Source organism: Marinobacter sp. V032 (assembly GCF_052645435.1).
Map to the genome: position 1 here is coordinate 2410971 of NZ_JBQXYE010000001.1, position 20212 is coordinate 2431182.

Genomic DNA, 20212 nt, shown 5'->3' on the forward strand with positions numbered 1-20212 from the left:
CAGAGCCGCCGCTGATCAACTCCCGGGTCGAAAGTGACGACGAAGAGGGCGGCAGGGAGCGATTTGGCTGGATCAAATCGTTGTTCCGGCGCTCGCCAAAGACGGATGGAGCCTACCCGGTCTTGCCTCGCATGGAGCCAAGTGTTGACGGGCTTGCTGCTGACGATAGTTTTGAGTCATCAAATATCGGAGGATTTTCGGCAACCGAGCCGGAGGACGCACGACCTGCTCCTCGTGCTCGCGCACCTCAAACAGAGGCCAAAACCGCGCGCCCGGCTTCGGCAGAGACTGAAGCCAAATCTGTGCGCATTTCGCCTTTCAAGCGAAAAGAAGAGCCTGGCAAGCCGAAAGACAAAAACAGCCAGCCGTCGCTGTTCGACGATATGGAGTGTGTCATTCCTCCGATCACGCTGCTTGATCCGCCGGATACCAACAAGAAGAGTGGGTATTCAACGGAAGCGCTCGAGCATATGTCCCGGTTGGTTGAGGAGAAGCTGTCTGACTTCGGCGTCAGCGTGGAAGTTGTCGAGGTAAATCCCGGCCCGGTTATTACCCGATTCGAAATCAAGCCTGCGGCAGGGGTCAAGGTCAGTCGCATCTCCAATCTCGCAAAAGACCTGGCACGATCGCTCGCTGTTATTAGCGTTCGGGTTGTAGAGGTGATTCCGGGCAAGTCGGTTGTAGGGATCGAGATTCCCAACGAAGAGCGGGAAATTGTGCGCCTTCGGGAAGTGCTGGCTTCCCAGGCATTCCAGGAACCTTCATCTCCGTTAACGCTGGCGCTGGGCAATGACATCGGTGGCAATCCGATGACTGCAAACCTTGGCAAAATGCCGCACCTGCTGGTAGCCGGTACGACAGGCTCGGGTAAGTCGGTCGGTGTTAACGCCATGATTCTGAGCATTCTGTTAAAGGCCACGCCTGATGAAGTGCGATTCATCATGGTGGATCCGAAAATGCTGGAGTTGAGCATTTATGACGGTATCCCGCATTTGCTGGCGCCGGTAGTGACCGACATGAAAGAGGCCGCAAACGGGCTGCGCTGGTGTGTTGCCGAGATGGAGCGCCGATACCGTCTGATGGCTCAATTGGGCGTTCGTAACCTGGCGGGCTTCAATCGCAAAGTTAAAGACGCCGCAGCTGCCGGTGAACCGATTCTTGATCCGCTATGGAAGCCGGACGAATATCTGGATAACGATGAGCAATCCCGACCAGAGCTGGAAAGTTTGCCGTTCATCGTAGTGGTGATTGACGAGTTTGCCGACATGATGATGATTGTTGGCAAAAAAGTTGAGGAACTGATTGCCCGCATCGCGCAAAAAGCCCGGGCAGCCGGTATCCACCTTATTCTGGCGACACAGCGCCCATCGGTGGATGTGATTACCGGCTTGATCAAGGCCAATATTCCGACCCGTATTTCTTTCTCTGTGCAGTCGAAAATCGATTCGAGGACGGTTCTTGACCAGGGCGGTGCCGAGCAACTGCTGGGGCACGGTGACATGCTGTATCTGCCGCCCGGCTCAGGACTGCCGGTACGGGTCCACGGCGCCTTCGTCGATGACGATGAAGTGCATCGCGTCGTTAATGCCTGGAAGGAACGCGGTGAGCCGGTATATGTCGATGACGTACTGAATGGGGCTGAAGGTGAAAGCCTTCCCGGCGTGCCCAGTTTGTCGGACGGTGGCGACAGCGAAGGTGACTCGCTGTTTGATGAGGCTGTGGCTTTCGTAACAGAAGGGCGCCGGGTGTCGATTTCTTCGGTCCAGCGCAAGTTCAAGATTGGTTATAACCGCGCCGCTAACCTCGTCGAAGCCATGGAAGCTTCCGGTGTGGTCAGTTCGGCCGGCAATAATGGCGCCAGGGAAGTTTTGGCGTCACCACCCCCGCGAGATTAGGAGTAGATTCACGAATGAAACGTTCCCTGAGACTGTGGTTGGTTATGTTGTCCTCCCTGATGTTGTCATGGGCTGGCGTCGCAGCAGCCGAAGGCGGAAAGGATGCGACAGCCAGACTGGCGGAAAAACTCGCAACTTATCGAACCTTCCAGGCAGATTTTATCCAGGTCGTTGTCGATGGCGGTGGTGACAAGGTTCAGGAAACCCGTGGCAGCCTGAAAGCGAAACGCCCCGGTCTGTTCTACTGGAAATCCGAGCAACCCTTTGCTCAGACTATCGCAGCGGATGGCAAGAACGTCGAGGTTTATGATCCGGATCTTGAGCAAGTCACGATAAAGCCGATGGATTCCCAGATGAGCTCAACACCGGCCTTGCTGCTTAGCGGCGAAGTCAGCAACCTTGCCGAAGCCTACAATGTCACTGAGAAAGTCAGTGACAAGGGCTATGACGAGTATGTGCTTGAGCCCAAGAACTCTGATTCCTTGTTTGTTTCGCTGCGTCTGCGCTTCCGCGATGGCTCGCTGTCCGATATGCGCTTGCGGGATTCGCTGGGGCAGATCAGCATTCTCAGTTTTCAGGACGTCAAAGTGAATGAAGCGGTCGCTGACAGCGTGTTCAAACTCGAATATCCTGATTCAGTGGATGTTATTTCGAGCAAGAATTAATGCAGGAAGGCCTGTTTGAAGAGCGCCGCGGCTATGAGCCGCTGGCGGCTCGCATGCGACCCAGACAATTGTCTGACTATGCCGGGCAGCAGCATCTTGTGGGCCCGGGCAAACCGCTGAGAAAAGCGGTTGAGGATGGTCAGCTACACTCAATGATTCTCTGGGGGCCGCCCGGGGTAGGCAAAACCACGTTTGCCAAACTGCTCGCCGATACGGCTGACACCGCCTTCGAAAGCCTTTCGGCAGTGCTCAGTGGCGTTAAGGATATTCGCGCAGCAGTAGAGCGCGCGCGGAACCGGCAGCAAGTCGAGGGGCGCGATACCCTGCTGTTTGTCGATGAAGTGCATCGATTCAACAAGAGTCAGCAGGATGCGTTCCTGCCTCATATCGAAGACGGCACCGTGATCTTCGTTGGCGCTACGACAGAAAATCCCTCCTTTGAACTCAACAGCGCCTTGCTCTCCCGAACCCGGGTTTATGTACTCAAAAATCTAGAGAAGCCGGATCTTATCGGTCTGATGCAGCGAGCACTGGCCGACCCCGAGGGGCTGAAAGACAAACTTGTCGTGCCTGCGGAGCTACTCGATATCATTGCCACGTCCGCCAACGGCGATGCGCGCCGGTCATTGAATACCCTTGAAATTGCAGCTGATCTGGCGGAGCCCGCTGCAGAAGGTGACGTTCCCGAGCTGACAAAGGACGTATTGCAGCAGGTAATGCAGTCCAGCTTGCGCCGGTTCGATAAACACGGTGACGTCTTTTACGATCAGATTTCAGCCTTACATAAATCTGTTCGGGGCTCCGATCCCGATGCTTCGCTGTACTGGATGTGCCGAATGCTCGATGGCGGTTGCGACCCTGTCTATGTTGCCCGCCGCCTGGTCAGAATCGCAAGCGAAGACATCGGCAATGCCGATCCGCGGGCGCTTCGGCTTAGCCTGGACGCATGGGATATACAGGAGCGACTAGGGTCACCTGAGGGCGAGTTGGCGCTGGCACAAGCGGTGACCTATCTCGCGCTCGCGCCCAAGAGCAATGCGGTTTACAGCGCCTTCAACCGATGCATGGCGGATATTCGCGAGCAACCCGATTACGAGGTGCCGGTTCATATCCGAAATGCACCGACCTCGCTGATGAAAACGATGGGGCATGGCAAAGAATATCGCTACGCCCATGACGAGCCTGAAGCTTTCGCTGCAGGAGAGGCCTATCTGCCTGAGCCTATCGCGAATACCCGCTATTACGAGCCGGTTCGTCGAGGCCTTGAGATTCGCCTCAGCGAAAAGCGGGAGCGGCTTGATGGCTGGAACAGGGAAAGCGCAGTGCAGCGCTATCCGTCTTCACCGCATGATCCTGATTGAAGCTGTTTTGCCTCCAGGTTCCGCTGGTCATATAACAGTGTTTTTGCGCTTTTTTGCTTCTCACCACACAATAAATCCGCGCTCCACGGCTTGCATCGGTGGTACAGGGATTTCGTGACGGTATACTATGCGCAAGCCCAACAACTGCACTGCGACGTTGTAGCGCGCCGTATTCTTTCCACCCGATTTTTACAGGACGATCATGCTCGATCCAAAACTTGTTCGAAGCCAGACTGAGGACATCGCCAAACGCCTGGCGGTTCGCAATTACGTGTTTGATACAGAAGGTTTCCAATCTCTGGAATCACGTCGTCGCACACTTCAGGTCAAAACCGAAGAGCTTCAGAGCGAGCAGAACAAACGATCAAAATCGATTGGCAAAGCCAAGGCCGCTGGCGAAGATATCCAGCCGTTGCTGGACGTTGTCGACGACCTGAAAGCTCAGAAGGCGGATGCGGAGCAGGAATTGCGTGTTCTGCAGGAGGAGATCACCCAGTTTCTCGCCGGTATTCCCAATACTCCGGATGAGTCAGTACCGGCAGGTAAAGATGAAGACGACAATGTCGAGATCCGGCAGTGGGGCACAATCCCGACTTTTGATTTTGAGCCAAAAGACCATGTTGACCTGGGTGGCGGCGCCAATGGCCTCGATTTTGAAACAGGCACACGACTGGCTCAGTCCCGCTTTACTGTTATGCGGGGGCAGATCGCCCGATTGCACCGCGCACTGGCTCAATTCATGATCAATACGCATACCGCGGAGCACGGGTATGCGGAGATTTATGTGCCTTATCTGGTCAACGCTGACACGCTATTTGGCACAGGCCAGCTTCCCAAGTTCGAAGAAGACCTGTTTCGCATGGAAGGTGAAAACGGCCTTTACCTGATCCCGACTGCTGAAGTGCCTGCTACCAACTTGGTGGCGGACACTATTCTCACCGCTGATGAACTCCCGCTTAAATTTGTCAGTCATACGCCTTGTTTCCGCAGTGAAGCTGGATCTTATGGGCGTGATACCCGAGGCATGATACGGCAGCATCAGTTCGATAAAGTCGAGATGGTTCATATCGTTCAGCCTGATCAGTCTGACGCTGCACTGGAAGCACTGACCGGTCACGCCGAGGCGATCCTGCAAAAACTCGAGCTACCGTATCGGGTAGTGGCGTTGTGTGGCGGCGACATCGGTTTCTCTGCTGCAAAAACCTATGATCTGGAAGTGTGGTTGCCAGGCCAGGATAAATATCGTGAGATTTCATCTTGCAGCAATACCCGGGATTTTCAGGCGCGTCGCATGCAGGCTCGCTGGAAGAACCCCGAAACCGGGAAAAACGAACTGGTGCATACGCTTAACGGTTCCGGACTGGCTGTAGGTCGCACGCTGGTTGCCGTACTCGAGAACTATCAACAGGCGGACGGCAGCATTCGTGTTCCTGAAGTACTCAGGCCCTACATGGGCGGTGTTGAACGGATCGAACCCTGAGGCATCCCGGCCTGAGCGCAGTATAAGGAGCATGATGTGAGTCTTTCTTTGACCGTGAACCTGGACGATCCGGTTATCGGCTGTATCGGTGAAGGGCTACGCCTGCAGGCCAAGGCGCGGATCTGCTCGGAGCAGGGAGCTGATATTATCTGGTATGGCCATGAGGCCATGCCTGAGGACGCCCCTGACGGTGGCCGCCTGGAAGCGCTACCGGAGTCACTGACTGATGCGTTCCCTGTCAGTCTGTTGTTGGTTGAAACCGGTGATCCCGAAGAAGACATCAAATGGATAGAGCGGGCAGGCCCCAGGGTGATGGTCTGGTCTCCAACCCGGCATCCAATGGCAAGAGTTCAGTTTCCAGCCACGATCAATCGTGGGCCGTTGAGGATTTCGGTTGATACGGCAGGTCGATGGCCGACGGTAGCTAACTGGTTTCGACAAAAGCTCGATACATTGTTGCCACAGGGAATCGCATCCACTCTTGAAGCCATGGTTTCGCAGGGAGATCTCAAGGCAAAGTTGACCACGCCTCATCAGCGCCGGACATTCTGGTACGGTCTTCTTGACGGTCCGCTCGTGAATCGCGCACACCAGATGGCAGACGACGAGATCCATGGGGAGATTCAGGCCCGCATTGATGCTGCAGCAGCCGGACGCTCGGACGGTGAAGTGTATCTCGTTGGTGCTGGCCCCGGTGATCCGGATTTGCTGACCGTCAAGGCGTTGAGAGTAATCGCGCAGGCGGACGTCGTGCTTTACGACCGTCTGGTTTCGAAAGAAATCCTGGCGCGAGTCAGAGCTGACGCTGAAATGATTCATGTGGGTAAACAGCGTTCAAACCATACTGTGCCTCAGGATCAGATCAATCAGCGACTGGTTGAGCTGGCGAAGGAAGGGCGCACCGTGGTTCGGCTCAAGGGCGGTGACCCTTTTATTTTCGGCCGCGGGGGTGAAGAGATCGAATCGCTGGCTGAAGCCGGTCTGAAATTCCAGGTGGTACCGGGAATTACCGCTGCATCGGGGTGTTCTGCGTATGCTGGTATCCCGCTGACACACCGTGATTACGCCCAGTCCGTGCGTTTTGTGACGGGCCACCTCAAAAACAACACCTGCGATTTACCCTGGAACGATTTCGTCCAGTCCAATCAGACACTGGTCTTTTACATGGGTCTGGTGGGCCTGCCGGTCATTGCCAGCGAGCTTATCAAGCATGGTATGCCAGCCGATATGCCCGTTGCCCTTGTGTCCAAGGGGACGACCCCCGAACAAACTGTTGTAACCGGCTCACTTGAATCCATTGCCGGTGTTGTTGAGCGCAGTGAGGTGCGGGCGCCGACCTTAATTATCGTTGGCGAAGTGGTTAAGCTAAGAGGGAAGCTGGATTGGCTTAACCGGTAGAGAAGCTCATGCGGTCAGTGCATGTTTCTTTATCGCATACTAAAAAGCCCGCAAATGCGGGCTTTTTAGTAACTGGAACCTGAGCATTTCAAGGTTCAGGCTTTATTCTCAAGCCGTTTTGGTAGCACGTCTCTGAGCTTCTCTGCCATCTCGCGCAGTGCCTTTTCGGTGGTTTCCCAGTCAATACAGGCGTCGGTAATCGAGACCCCGTACTTCAGGTCGTCCAGGTTTGCGGGGATGGATTGGCTGCCCCAGTTCAGATGACTTTCAACCATCAGGCCCATGATCGACTTGTTGCCTTCGATAATCTGGTGGGCAACATCTTGCATGACCAGGGGCTGAATAGCCGGATCTTTGCTTGAGTTGGCATGGCTGCAGTCCACCATCAGCGCTTTACGCAGACCAGTCTTCTCGAGTTCCTTTTCGCACAGGGCAACGTTGACGGAGTCGTAGTTTGGTTTGCCTCCACCGCCGCGCAATACCACGTGACCATATGCGTTGCCCCGGGTGCGAATGATTGAAACCTGGCCTTTCTGATCGATACCAAGGAAGCTGTGTGGATGTGAGACAGACTTCATGGCGTTAACGGCAACATCCAGACTGCCATCGGTACCGTTTTTGAAGCCAATGGCCATTGACAGGCCGCTGCTCATTTCCCGATGCGTCTGGGATTCAGTGGTTCTCGCGCCAATGGCTGACCAGGAAATTGTATCCTGGAGATACTGGGGAGAAATGGGGTCCAGCGCCTCGGTGGCGGTGGGAAGGCCCAGTTCTGCAATGTCCAGCAAAAGACGACGGCCAATGTGGAGACCCTGTTCGATGTTGAACGAGTCGTTCAGGTGCGGGTCGTTAATCAGACCTTTCCAGCCGATGGTGGTACGCGGCTTCTCAAAATAAACCCGCATGACAATGTACAGGGTGTCGCTGAGTTCATCGCTGAGCTTCTTCAGCCGCTCGGCATATTCCCGTGCCGCCTTGATATCGTGAATAGAGCAGGGGCCGACGACGATAAACAGACGATGGTCTTTGCCATCAAGAATGTTATTGATGGTCTGCCGGCCAGTTGTCACCGTCGCTTCTGCGCGGGGAGACATGGGCATCTCTTGTTTCAGGGCCTCGGGTGTGATCAGGGGTTCCTGACTTGCCACGTTAATATTCTCGATTTGCTTGTCAGACATTGCGCGGTTCTCTCCAGAATCAGCAGTAGTATAAAATCAATAGGTTGCTGCGATAACTTAATGTGGACCCAAATTAAAAGAATAGCCTGAGACAGGATTCGATGCGGGGTATTAAAGCGCTGCAAACGTCTGGATTTCTATTCTACTGTCGTTGTTATCTCATGATAATTAGAAGGTCGATTATACTGCGACAATACTCTTCTCAATGCAATTGGAGCGCGGTGTAATAGGGCTTTTAAGGCATTTGTGACACACTGCCACAATGAGCGTATAGACGTGGCGCCGAGCGCGTGCTCGAATAATAGTGATCAATGACCTTCGCATTTCCCAGCTTGAGTTCGGTACTGTGGCATTATTTTTTCGGGATATTCAGATTTTATGGCGATGAAACAGGAGGCATCCTCCCGAAACGACAGTAATGACGTCATTCGCGCCATTCTAATCAATATTCGTGTACCCGAACTTCCCTATCCTGCCGGCAAGCCCGCTGACGCAGACATACCTGACTGGTTGCCGCTTTTGCACTCCTGCTGGACAGAACAGCGCAATGAGCGGGTTATTAATGTTCTGAACGCTGTGAAGATGACCTGGTCAGTTCGCCAGGTAAACGCAGCCTATCTTGCCGACAGGGTGATGGATGTATTCCTCAAGACATCCGGGCTACACGTGTCTCTGGTGCAGCGGATCGCGCGTCTGCGCTTTTTGCTGGCCTGGCAGATAGAGGTACACGGCGAGCAGAGTCTGAACGACGAAAGTGTGCTTCGCCCGTGGCTGGACGGGTTGCAAAGCCTGCGCGGTTGGAGCGATTCCGGAGGGCGGGCCGCTCGGCAGTTACTCGCGCAGCTCGATGAGTTGGTAGTGGTTGCTGATCAGTGTTTCGGTGAGCGCTCAATGGAGGCATTTGAGCGATTTGCGACGCAATGGCGTCAGGACCAGCTGCAGAAAGAAGGACGCATCGGCAAACTTCGAACAAGGCTGCTGGAGACCGAACAGGGCGCATCCCGCCAGCGCGCCGCGGACCAGATGTCCCGAGCGCTTGTAGCAAGGGCCCTTGGAAACCGAAAGCTACCGGCAGACGTGATCGACTTCATATCGACTATCTGGACCCCGTTGTTGCGACAGGCCGCCTGGAAAGACGGATTGACCAGCGACAATGTGAGGCACGCCAACAAGCTGCTTGAGTGGATCGTATGGATAGCAGATCCGGCGCTTTCTGATAACGAGCGCGACAAACTGTATCAGGTCGGTGAGCACCTCAGCGACAAGGTACGGGAGGTCTGGAGCCGTATTCAATCTGATCCTCTGCCGGAGAGTTCGCTAAGCGGTCTGGAGGCCGTGATGGTGGCGCGGTTGCGGGGCCAATCGCTTGATCTTGTGCCGGTGGAGCAGCGCCATGTTGACGAACGTTGGCTCAACCTGTCTGCGACCGACACAAGTGCTGCCTCTGGGTACACAGGGCAATGGTTTGTTAAGGGTTCGGATGAAGATGAGCAACGGCTTTACTTTCTGACGTTGCTCGAAGATTCCCAGGACGTCCTGATGACGAACGGAGAGGGTGTTAAATTGGGCCTGATGGATTGGCCTGAGTTCGAAGCTGGTTTGAAAAAGGGCGACATTCGCCGTCTACCGGATTTGAATCCTTTTGGCGCTGTTGTCGATCAAACCATAGCGGCGTTGGTACAGGTGCTCCGGTCGCAAGTTGAAAAGCGACGTGAAGCGAAAGCCAAGGCGGAAGCTCAGGCGGAAGCCTTGCGTGTGGCGCGCGCCAAAGCGGAACAGGCGCGCCTTGAGGCAGAAGCCTTGCGTGCGGCGGAAGCCGAAAAGGCCCTCCAATTGCAAGCCGAGGAACAACAGGCCGTTGAGGCAGCAGAAGCTGAGCGATTATCGCGGGAGTTATATGAGGCGGCGCGCGCGAAAGTTGACGCGCTTAAACTGGGTAGCTGGATAGCATTGGAACCGACGGCGGCATCCGCGAAACCGTCAGACGGATTACCCATAGAGGCGCTGAAGCTGAAGCTTGCGGTGCGACTCAACGCAACTGACAAGTTGGTTTTTGTTGACCGGCTTGGGTTGAACCGGACGGAATATACCTCGGCCGCGTTGATCGAATTGATCGTTTCCGGCGCTGCGAAAACACTCAGCAGCGAGGCGGAATTTGAAGATACACTGTCACGGGTAGTGGGGCGTATCAGGGTGGGACGCACATGACATCATCAGATTATCCATCACCAGATTCTTCATCATCAGAGTCGGCGTTACCTGACTACGATTTGGACGCATCACAGGGCGCGGGCCAGGATCACCGCAGTGAGTTTCGTTTGAGCGCCCGTGCAATGGCGCATATCGAGCTGGAATCGCCTGAACCTGATCTGGCAACGCCAGGCCCGGACATTTTGAGTTGCTATACCACGGATCTATCGGCAACGGGTGTTCGCCTGATCAGTAAACTGGAGCTGCCATTAGGCGCGCTGTTGCCGGTTACGATCGAGTTGGCTCGGGGTGACGGTAGCGAGAGGTTTCCGTTGATGATGGAAGTCGTATGGTGTCGGGCACAGGGCCGCGCGTCCTGGAATGTTGGTCTCAAAATTCTGGAATCCGATGACACAGCCCTGGTTGAGTGGTTGGACCTGGTGGCACGGGCAATGGAGGACCAGGACTAGACTTCTGCCTGGCTCATCGTACCAAACAGCTATCCGTTCATGTTCTGAGTCATGAACCTTTTAGCGCTTTTCAGTCCTTGTTCAGGGCGCCTTTAACTTCTGTCCGGTTCGTTTTCTCTGGCTGCTGCCAGTGAGTCGGAAAAAGGCGTCAGTCCCTGGCTTAAAAAGGTTTCAAAATCCTTCAGTGTTTCAGCCGGCATTTCTTCCATCGGAATATGCCCGACCCCTGAGTAGGTGACGAGCTTTGCCTGCGGCACATCATTCAGCCAGCGCTCGGCCAATGATGCCGGCACCCATGGGTCGTCATCACCCCACATCAAAAGTGTCGGTGCCTTGATCCGGTAAAAGGGCAGGGGCGACTCGTTTTCAGCCCGCTCATCTACCATTTCGAGCGTTTTGACATAGATGGGTTTGGCACCTTCCCGTTGTGACATATGGACGTAGCGGCTGATATTGGCATCGGTCATCCTTCTGGGGTCGCCGTAAGCCATTCGCAGACTCATGGTGATAACCAGCGGCGGTTGCACCCATTGAGCCAGGTAGGCGATTGGAAAAGAGGTGCCGAAACCTACAAGCCACGATGTGTCCTGGGGGTACCCGAAAGGGTCAAGTAGTGCGAGCCGATCAACGCGGTTGGCGTATTGCGCGGCATAGCGCGCAGCGATGAAACCGCCGTAGGAATTGCCTGCAAGGGTAAAGTTCTCAAGATCCAGACGTTCAACAAACTTGGCGAAGGTATTCACCATGCTGTCTTCGTCGAAATCATCTGGATTTTCAGGTGCCCCGGTAAGCCCAAAGCCCGGCATGTCGAGCGTGATGACCCGGTAGCGCTTGCTCAGTTTGGCCGTCCAGCCGTCCCAGGTCTGCAGTGAGGAGTAGATGCCGTGTAGCAGGATAATCGTCTCACCTGAGCCTTGATCCTGATAGTGGATACGGTAGCCGTTAACCTCCATGAAATGAGAGTTCTCGTTAACGTAACGCTCTTCGAGATAGGGCATGGGGATATCGGCAAAACCGGTCGCATTGGCCAGAGACGGGCTGGCTTTCATTGCCGAACCGATACTTGAACACCCAGATAAAGCCAGTACCAGAAGGGCCGGTACCCAAATCAAACGTAGCGTCAGACGCATAAACAGAACTCCTCTCCGATGGCGGGAGATTACTTAAGTTTACACAGAGGAACAGTGACGCAGTTCGAGGAACAGGAGGAGGGCGCAGAATTAGTGAAAGCGGTGATTTTGATTCGAGCCTGTGGATCAGGCCCGAATCAACGTAAGGGCGGGGATTACTCTTCTAGCTCACCCATGCCCGTGATGTTGAAACCGGCATCGACATACAGTATCTCGCCAGTAATACCGCTTGCCATATCGGAGCACAGGAAGGCTGCGGAGTTGCCGACTTCTTCCTTGGTGACGTTGCGACGCAGGGGCGCACGCTTGGCATTTTCAGTCAGCATTTTACGGAAACTCTTGATGCCTGAGGCGGCAAGGGTCTTGATGGGGCCGGCAGAAATACCATTAACCCGAATGCCATCCTGACCGAGGCTGGCGGCCATGTAGCGCACATTGGCTTCAAGGGATGCCTTGGCGAGGCCCATGACGTTATAGTTCGGCAGAACGCGCTCAGCGCCCAGATAGGAGAGCGTGAGCAGCGAACTGCTGTCTTTCAGAAGCGGGCGGGCAGCTTTCGCCAGTGCAACGAAGCTGAAAGAACTGATGTCATGAGCGATCCGGAAGCCTTCGCGGGTTGTGACGTCAACATAGTTACCGTTGAGTTCGTGGCCTGGCGCAAAACCAACAGCATGAATGATGATGTCGATGCTGTCCCAGTGCTCGCCCAGAGCGGCGATAACTGCGTCTATTTCGTCATCGTTTGCGACATCGCAGGGGAAAGTCAGTGTGCTTCCCCAGCCTTCGGCAAACTCGACTACCCGGGATTTAAGTTTGTCATTCTGGTAGGTAAAAGCGAGCTCCGCACCCTGTTCGTGGAAGACTTTCGCGATGCCGTGTGCGATGGAGTGTTTGCTGGCAACGCCCACAATCAGCGCCCGCTTTCCTTTCAAAATTCCCATGGATGATCTCCTGATTCATCGTTGATGACGCATTGTCGCTGAATCTGCGGCGTCATTTAAGTCGCTATTCGTCTAAGGCAGATGGCCCCTGATAGAAAAAAGCGGCGTCGAGTAACTGACGCGTGTACGCCTGCTGCGGAGCCCTGAGGACCTGCTCGGCATCACCGTATTCGACAACCTGACCGGACTTGAGCACCAGTACGCGATGACTGAGTGCCCTGACGACCGCCAGATCGTGGCTGATAAAAAGATAGCTCAGGCCGTAACGTTGCTGAAGCGAGAGTAACAAATTGATGACCTGTTTCTGTACCGTCCGGTCAAGCGCCGAGGTGGGTTCGTCCAGAACAATCAGCGAAGGCTGCAGCACCAGTGCCCGGGCAATGGCGATACGCTGGCGCTGGCCACCGGAAAATTCATGGGGGTAGCGCCCGGCAACGGCGGGGTCCAGACCGACATCGGTCAGGGCCTGGGTAATCATCGCCGCATGCTTATCGCTCTGATCCGGGAAGTGGATCATCAACCCTTCACCAATAATTTCGCCAATCGACATGCGCGGGCTCAGGCTGCCGTAGGGATCCTGAAACACGATCTGGATATCCTTGCGCAGCGGCTTGAATGCCTTTTGATCCAGATCGCCAATTGCGCGACCACCAAACCGGATATCACCTTCGCTTCGTGTCAGTTTGAGCAGCGCCATGCCCAGCGTAGTTTTGCCGCTACCGCTTTCGCCGACAATACCCAGCGTTTCACCCTCGCGGAGCGTCAGGCTGACATCTTTGACTGCGCGGAGTGAGGTTTTGGGCTTGCCGAAAAACGTTCGGGTGATCGGGAAAGTGACATTGATATTCTTGACGTCGAGCAGCGTTCCGGCATCCGCATCACAGGGGGCGGGCGCTGGCCCCGGATCCGCGTCCAGGAGCTGGCGGGTGTAATCGTCAGTGGGCTGATTGAAAATGATATCGGTGCTGTTGGCTTCGACTTCTTTGCCATCGCGCATTACCACCACATGATCGGCATAGTGCCTCACGATCGAGAGATCATGGGTGATCAATAATATCGCCATGCCCATCTTTTGCTGCAGCGACTTCAGCAGTTCGAGTACCTGACGTTGAACGGTGACATCGAGCGCGGTGGTCGGCTCGTCGGCGATCAGCAGTTCAGGTTCGTTGGCAAGTGCCATGGCGATCATGATGCGCTGCTTTTGCCCGCCCGAAAGTTGATGCGGATAATAGGATAATCGCTGCTCGGGATCCGGTATGCCCACCAGGTTCAGCAGTTCAAGCGTGCGTTTGCGCGCCTGATTGGAACGCATGCCCTGATGGACTTCCAGTGTTTCGCCAATCTGTTTTTCTACTGTGTGCAGCGGGTTCAGGGAGGTCATCGGCTCCTGAAAGATCATGCTGATCCGCTGGCCCCGAATCTGGCGCAAACGGTTCTCTTTCGCTGCCAGCAGGTTTTCACCTTCAAGGTTGATGGCGCCGCCCGGATAGTGGGCATGGCGTTCGTCCAGCAGGCGCAGAATCGATAGGGCAGTAACCGACTTTCCGGAACCGCTCTCACCCACAAGCGCGATTGTTTTCCCCTTGGGAATCGAGAAAGACAAGTTGCTGACGGCCTGCTTGTCTTCGAACGCGATCGAAAGATTGTCGATGTCGATAAACCCGGTCATATCAGTTTTTCCTCGGGTCGAAGGCATCACGCACCGCTTCACCGATAAACACCAGCAGTGTCAGCATCAACGCCAACACCACGAATGCGGATAGCCCGAGCCAGGGCGCATGCAGATTCGCTTTACCCTGGGCGATCAACTCACCCAGCGAAGGTGAGCCAGGCGGGAGCCCGAAACCAAGAAAATCGAGCGATGTGAGCCCGGTTATGGCGCCGGTCAGGATAAAGGGCACATAGGTCACCGTGGCCACCATGGCATTGGGCAACATATGGCGGAACATGATGGTGCGATTGCCAAGGCCAAGCGCGCGGGCAGCCCTGACATATTCAAAGTTACGGGCTCGGAGAAACTCGGCCCGCACCACGTCGACGAGGCCCATCCAGCTGAACATCAACATGATGATCAGCAGCCACCAGAAGTTCGGTTGCACGATGCTGGACAGAATGATCAGCAGGAAGAGAGCGGGTAATCCGGACCAGATCTCGATAAACCTTTGCCCGAAGAGATCGATCTTACCACCGTAGAATCCCTGAATCGCACCAACCACAACCCCCATGATGCAGCTGAAAAAAGTCAATGTGAGGCCGAACAGGACGGAGATTCGAAACCCGTAAATCAAACGCGCAACCACATCGCGGCCCTGGTCATCCGTGCCCAGCCAGTTGACGGCTGATGGTGGTGCTGGCGAGGGGACATCCAGATCATAATTGATCGTGTCGTAGCTGAATCTTATCAGCGGCCAGAGCATCCACCCGTCATTGTTGATCTCATCGGCAATGAAGGGATCACGGTAATCGGCTTCGGTAGGCAGAAATCCGCCAAATGTTTCCTCGGTCACGGACTCGACTATCGGGAAGTAAAGTTGATCCTGATAGCTGACGACCAACGGTTTGTCATTGGCGACCATTTCGGCGAAGAGCGTGACCACAAACAACACCAGAAATATCCACAAGGCCCAGTATCCCCGGCGATTATTGCGGAAAGATTTGAGCCGTCGCTTCTGGGTGGGTGAGAGGGTTTTCATGAATCAGCCCTCCCTGCTTTCAAAATCGATGCGGGGATCAACGAAGACATAGGTGAGGTCGCTGATCAGCTTCAGCACTAGACCCATCAGTGTGAATATATACAAGGTACCGAACATCACCGGATAGTCGCGATTGAGCGTCGCTTCAAAGCCAAGCAGCCCCAGGCCATCGAGAGAGAAAATCACCTCTATCAGCAGGGAGCCGGTAAAAAACAGTGCCACCAGCAATCCGGGCAGACTGGCGATAACGATCAGCATTGCGTTGCGGAATACGTGACCGTAGAGAATGCGGTTGTTGGTTAGCCCTTTGGCTCGGGCCGTGACCACGTACTGTTTGCCGATCTCGTCCAGAAACGAATTTTTTGTAAGCAGGGTGAGCGTCGCGAAGCCGCCGATCACGTTAGCTGATACTGGCAACACAAGGTGCCAGAAGTAATCGGCGATTTGATCGTACCACACCATATCGTCAAAACCGGGCGACGTCAGGCCTCGTAACGGAAACCAGTCCCAGTAGCTGCCGCCGGCAAACAGGACGATCAGGAGTATGGCAAACAGGAAGCCGGGTATCGCGTAGCCGATAACGATTGCCGAACTGGTCCAGACGTCGAATCGGGAACCATCGGTAATGGCTTTGCGGATCCCCAGGGGAATGGATATCAGGTAGATGATCAATGTCGACCAGAGGCCCAGGGAAATCGAAACAGGCATCTTGTCGATGATCAGCTCCGTTACCGTTCGGTCGCGGAAAAAGCTGTCCCCGAAATCGAAGGTCGCATAGTCGGTAAGCATCATGAAGAAGCGTTCGTAAGCCGGTTTGTCAAAGCCGTAGAGCTTTTCCATGTCGGCAATCAGCTCGGGCGGGATACCTTTGGCCCCGCGGGATTGCCCGTTGCCTTCGCTGACTTCGGCCCCGCCGCCGCCTGTAGCGCGCGTCAATGAGCCGCTGTCCATGCCTTCCATCTGGGCGATTAACTGCTCGATTGGCCCACCGGGTGCCGCCTGAACGATGACAAAGTTGAGGAGCATGATGCCGATCAGCGTAGGAATGATCAGCAACAGGCGCCTGAGGATGTAGACACCCATCAGTCAGGTTGTTCCTTATTCAGCTTGGAGCGTTCCGCTTGGTTCGAATAACCGGTTAACCAGACAGCGCTTACTTACCTGTATCCGGTGTCATCCACCAGTCTCTTGGATCAATACCGCCCGAGGGTGTGGTCTCGGGGCGTTGCAGCTGGTGCCAGTAGGCAACCCTGTCAACTCCCAGGTACCACTGGGGGATAACGTAGTGACCCCATAGCAATACCCGGTCCAGCGCTCGGGTCCGGGTAATGAGTGATTCGCGGTCCGGAGCCTGGATGATCTTGCTGACCAGTGCGTCTACGACTGGATCATTCACACCAATGGTATTGCGCGAGCCGGCGCGATCCGCATTTGATGAATCCCAGTAATCGCGTTGCTCGTTGCCGGGCGAGTTGGATTGCGCCAGCGACTGAACAACCACATCGAATTCGAAATTACGAACCCGTTGAATGTACTGGTTGGTATCCACCAGTCTGACATCCACATCGATCCCGAGTTTCGCAAGATTCTGTTTGAATGGCAGAACAACGCGTTCAAAGGTTTTCTGCCAGATCAAAATCTCAAAGCCAAGAGGTTTGCCGGTCTTCGCATTCACCATTTTGCCATCGCGGATTTCGTAGCCGGCTTCCTTGAGCAGCTTCATCGCCGTCCGCAAATTGTCCCGCAACGTGTGATCGCCGGTCGTTGACGGTGGGTGGTATTCCTTGGTGAACACCTCTGGTGGAATCTGATCCCGGTAGGGTTCCAGAAGTTCGAGTTCCGCTTTTGACGGCAGACCGCTGGATGCCAGTTCGCTGTTTTCGAAATAGCTTTGGGTGCGCGTGTACTGGTTATAGAAGAGGTTTCGGTTGGCCCAGTCGAAATCGAAGCCATAGGCGAGCGCCTGGCGGACCTTTGCGTTATTCAACGGCGCCTTTCGCGTGTTGAATACAAAGGCCTGCATACCTGCGGGCCGCTCGTGCTCGATGTTCTCTTTTTTGATTTTTCCGGATTTCAGCGCATCTCCGGTGTAGGCGGTCGCCCAGTTCTTGGCTGAGCTTTCAACCCGGAAGTCATAGTTACCTGCTTTGAAGGCTTCCAGCGCTACGGTATCGTCGGAATAGTAGTCATAGCGGATGGCATCGAAGTTGTCGCGACCGACATTGACCGGCAAATCCTTTGCCCAGTAGTCAGGGTTGCGCTTGTAAGTGACCGAGCGGCCGGCTTCAAAGTTATCAATGGTATAGGGGCCGCTGGAAACCGGAACCGAAAGGCCCGAGCCTTCAAAGTCATGGTTCTCCCAGTAGTGCTTGGGAAGTACCGGCATTTGCCCCAGTATCAGTGGCAACTCATGGTTTTTGGTATCGCCGAAATCAAACCGGACCTTGAGCTTGTCTTCTACGGTCACCTTGCTCACTTCGGAATAATAGCTGCGGTAAAACGGATGACCTTCTTCCGTTAACAGCTTGAAGGTATAGGCCACGTCTTCTGCGGTAATCGGCTCACCATCAGAGAAGCGCGCGTCAGGGTTGATGTTGAAGGTAACGTAGCTGCGGTCTTCCGGTGTTTCCATGGACTCAGCGATGAGGCCGTACATCGAGAACGGCTCATCCGCTGAAGCCACGAGCAGAGAGTCGTAGGCGTAGGTCTGGATGCCCGCTGCGCCAATTCCTTTCAGAACAAAAGGGTTGAACGAATCATATCCGTTAGCCACCACTGCGAGCCTGAGCATGCCGCCTTTGGGCGCATCAGGATTGACATAGTCGAAGTGGGAAAAGTCAGGGCCGTACTTGGGGGCGCCGTGCATGGCAATTCCATGCACCGGGGTACCAGCTAAAAGAAGGGGAGAAAGAATAGATAAACAGAGTGCTGCGACGGTCTGGTAAATTCTGATCATGGATTCCGCTCTTGTTTATTTAAGCGACTGACCGCCACAGATCAAAGGCTGCAGGATCAGGGACTTCGGCGAATATCGACGTAGAGTACCAGACTTTGACCGGGCTGGAGATAGTTCCCCATATTAAGACTGTTCCAGCTCGCGATGTCCTTCACATTTACATTGAAACGGCTGGCAATTCTCGCCAGAGAGTCGCCTTTGCGGACACGGTAGCCAACTTTGCGCACCATATCCGAATTGCCGCGCCTGGAATTCATCGCGATTTGCTGGCTGGATGCTGTCTTCGACCAGATCACCAGATTTTTGCCTGGCATCAAGGGGTCGCCTGGTGCCATGCCGTTCCACTTAGCCAGTTCCCGCACCGTGATCTTGTTGTCACGGGCAATATCCCAGAAAGTATCGCCGGGCTGTACCTTGTAGTTGATCCGCGTGCCTTTGGCCCGCTTGCCGGTGGCGGCCTGCTTGTCCTGTAGCCGTTGGTTGGCGCTGAGAACGTAAGAGGATGTGTCTTTTGCAGATGAGGGAATCAACAGGCGCTGGTCAACACGAATCAGATTGGATCGCATGTGGTTGACTTCTTTGATCACCGCCGGTGTGGTGTTGAACTGATGCGCAATGCGAATGAGGCTGTCTCCGCTGCGTACCTTGTAGTTCTTCCAGGACACCCGTTGGGACGGTGCAAGTGATGCCAGCCCTTCTTTGAATTGTTCCGCATTCTTGGCAGGTACCAGCAGCCGGTGCGGCCCATCCGGGGAGGTGGCCCAGCGGTTGTATGCCGGGTTCAGCAGGTAGATTTCTTCCACATCAACCCCGGCCAGTTCTGCGGCCTGCGCCAGGTCAATCTGGGACCCGGTATCCACAACATCGAAATAGGGTTCATCAGGAATAGGTGGGAGCGTTACACCGTATGCTTCTGGATTGCGGATGATCCTGGAGATCGCAATCAGCTTGGGCACGTAGGCACTGGTTTCCCGGGGAAGGCTCAACGACCAGTAGTCAACGTCTTTATTCTGGGCATTGTTGCGGCGTATAGCGCGTCGAACGGTTCCCGCTCCGCTGTTGTAGGATGCGAGGGCGAGCATATAGTCACCGTCAAACCGTCCAGCCAGGGCATCAAGGTATTGAAGCGCACCACTGGTTGCAGCCAGCACATCGCGGCGCTGGTCATGCCACCAACTCTGGTTCAGCCCATACACACGACCGGTAGAGGGGATGAACTGCCATAGCCCGGCGGCACGGCCGTGAGAGTAAGCGAACGGGTCATAGGCGCTTTCAACGACAGGAAGCAATGCGTATTCGCCTGGCAAGCCGCGTTCTTCTACTTCATTGACGATGTGATAGAGGTAACGGCGGGCGCGCTTGGAGACCCGGACGATATATTTGGGGTGTTTGGCGTACCAATTAAGTTGTTGCTCAATTCTTGGATTGTCGGCATCAAGATCCATCGCAAACAAGCCGCGAAGACGCGCCCACAGGTCCGCCTCAGCAACGCTGGCGTCCGCGCTGTCCTCTTCAAGCTTTTCCCGCGCGCGGGCCGCTTCAGACTTCAGGGAAGGTTCAATGGCATCGTCGAGTGGTGTCGTGTCGTCATTTGCGTCAGCGTCGCGCTGCTCGACAGCAGACTGGAGCTCGTCATCGCCTGCTGGAACGGTAACGCGATGAGAGTCGAGGAGTTCTCCTTCGCTCATTGATTTTGAGGCAGATGATTGATCGCCGTCGGTAGAAAAAGATTGACAAGCGGTCAGAGCCAAAGCCAGCAGCAGCGTTAATGTCGGTCGTACCAGGTTCATAAAAATACCGAAAATAAAGTGCCGCAGATGGGATGCAGCCATAGCGTGAAGCTGCAAGTGCAGCG

14 protein-coding genes and 1 pseudogene are annotated in these 20212 nt (G+C 54.9%); 7 read left to right on the top strand and 8 right to left on the bottom strand.

Annotation, left to right across the window (positions count from 1 at the left end):
- Positions 1 to 314 precede the first annotated feature (314 nt).
- The 5 genes and pseudogenes from ACUN9X_RS10945 to cysG all read left to right on the top strand — a co-directional run.
- Positions 315 to 1895: pseudogene (locus ACUN9X_RS10945) on the top strand (DNA translocase FtsK); the annotation flags it as partial.
- A 14-nt stretch (positions 1896 to 1909) separates the two neighbouring features.
- Positions 1910 to 2560: an outer membrane lipoprotein chaperone LolA gene (gene lolA / locus ACUN9X_RS10950; RefSeq protein WP_445473070.1), complete on the top strand. Its 651-nt coding sequence runs from the start codon at positions 1910 to 1912 to the stop codon at positions 2558 to 2560.
- Positions 2560 to 3921, top strand: coding sequence for a replication-associated recombination protein A (locus ACUN9X_RS10955; protein ID WP_445473071.1), 1362 nt, complete (start codon positions 2560 to 2562; stop codon positions 3919 to 3921). Before lolA ends, ACUN9X_RS10955 begins: the two co-directional genes overlap by 1 nt.
- 202 nt (positions 3922 to 4123) lie before the next feature.
- Positions 4124 to 5401: a serine--tRNA ligase gene (gene serS, locus ACUN9X_RS10960; protein WP_260035592.1), complete on the top strand. Its 1278-nt coding sequence runs from the start codon at positions 4124 to 4126 to the stop codon at positions 5399 to 5401.
- Between the two features lie 36 nt (positions 5402 to 5437).
- Positions 5438 to 6799 carry a siroheme synthase CysG gene (cysG, locus tag ACUN9X_RS10965; protein ID WP_260035593.1) on the top strand — a complete coding sequence of 454 codons (1362 nt, stop codon included), beginning with the start codon at positions 5438 to 5440 and terminating at the stop codon, positions 6797 to 6799.
- A 95-nt stretch (positions 6800 to 6894) separates the two neighbouring features.
- Here the strand turns inward: cysG and ACUN9X_RS10970 are convergent, their stop codons facing one another.
- Positions 6895 to 7977, bottom strand: a complete 1083-nt coding sequence (locus ACUN9X_RS10970; RefSeq protein WP_260035594.1) for a 3-deoxy-7-phosphoheptulonate synthase — start codon at positions 7975 to 7977, stop codon at positions 6895 to 6897.
- Between the two features lie 378 nt (positions 7978 to 8355).
- On the opposite strand from ACUN9X_RS10970, the gene ACUN9X_RS10975 reads away from it, so the two are divergent.
- Both ACUN9X_RS10975 and ACUN9X_RS10980 read left to right on the top strand, forming a co-directional pair.
- Entirely contained in the window at positions 8356 to 10185 is a 1830-nt protein-coding gene (locus tag ACUN9X_RS10975) for a DUF1631 family protein (protein ID WP_445473072.1), read from the top strand.
- Complete coding sequence (locus ACUN9X_RS10980) at positions 10182 to 10637, top strand: PilZ domain-containing protein (RefSeq protein WP_445473073.1); 456 nt, start codon at positions 10182 to 10184, stop codon at positions 10635 to 10637. The genes ACUN9X_RS10975 and ACUN9X_RS10980 overlap by 4 nt, the downstream gene beginning before the upstream one ends.
- Positions 10638 to 10729: 92 nt before the next feature.
- Here the strand turns inward: ACUN9X_RS10980 and ACUN9X_RS10985 are convergent, their stop codons facing one another.
- The 7 genes from ACUN9X_RS10985 to ACUN9X_RS11015 all read right to left on the bottom strand — a co-directional run bounded on the left by ACUN9X_RS10985 (position 10730) and on the right by ACUN9X_RS11015 (position 20147).
- On the bottom strand, positions 10730 to 11767 hold the full coding sequence (locus ACUN9X_RS10985) for an alpha/beta fold hydrolase (protein WP_445473074.1): 1038 nt from the start codon (positions 11765 to 11767) through the stop codon (positions 10730 to 10732).
- Between the two features lie 155 nt (positions 11768 to 11922).
- Positions 11923 to 12708: an enoyl-ACP reductase FabI gene (locus ACUN9X_RS10990; RefSeq protein WP_260035601.1), complete on the bottom strand. Its 786-nt coding sequence runs from the start codon at positions 12706 to 12708 to the stop codon at positions 11923 to 11925.
- Between the two features lie 64 nt (positions 12709 to 12772).
- The gene (locus tag ACUN9X_RS10995) at positions 12773 to 14377 is read right to left on the bottom strand and encodes an ABC transporter ATP-binding protein (protein WP_445473075.1); all 1605 of its coding nucleotides are present in this window, start codon (positions 14375 to 14377) and stop codon (positions 12773 to 12775) included.
- Position 14378: 1 nt separating this feature from the next.
- Positions 14379 to 15401, bottom strand: coding sequence for an ABC transporter permease (locus ACUN9X_RS11000; protein WP_260035603.1), 1023 nt, complete (start codon positions 15399 to 15401; stop codon positions 14379 to 14381).
- A gap of 3 nt (positions 15402 to 15404) precedes the next feature.
- Positions 15405 to 16484, bottom strand: a complete 1080-nt coding sequence (locus ACUN9X_RS11005) for a microcin C ABC transporter permease YejB (RefSeq protein ID WP_260035604.1) — start codon at positions 16482 to 16484, stop codon at positions 15405 to 15407.
- Between the two features lie 70 nt (positions 16485 to 16554).
- Positions 16555 to 18267 carry an extracellular solute-binding protein gene (locus ACUN9X_RS11010; RefSeq protein ID WP_445473076.1) on the bottom strand — a complete coding sequence of 571 codons (1713 nt, stop codon included), beginning with the start codon at positions 18265 to 18267 and terminating at the stop codon, positions 16555 to 16557.
- Between the two features lie 146 nt (positions 18268 to 18413).
- Complete coding sequence (locus tag ACUN9X_RS11015) at positions 18414 to 20147, bottom strand: LysM peptidoglycan-binding domain-containing protein (protein ID WP_445473211.1); 1734 nt, start codon at positions 20145 to 20147, stop codon at positions 18414 to 18416.
- Between the last annotated feature and the right edge of the window lie 65 nt (positions 20148 to 20212).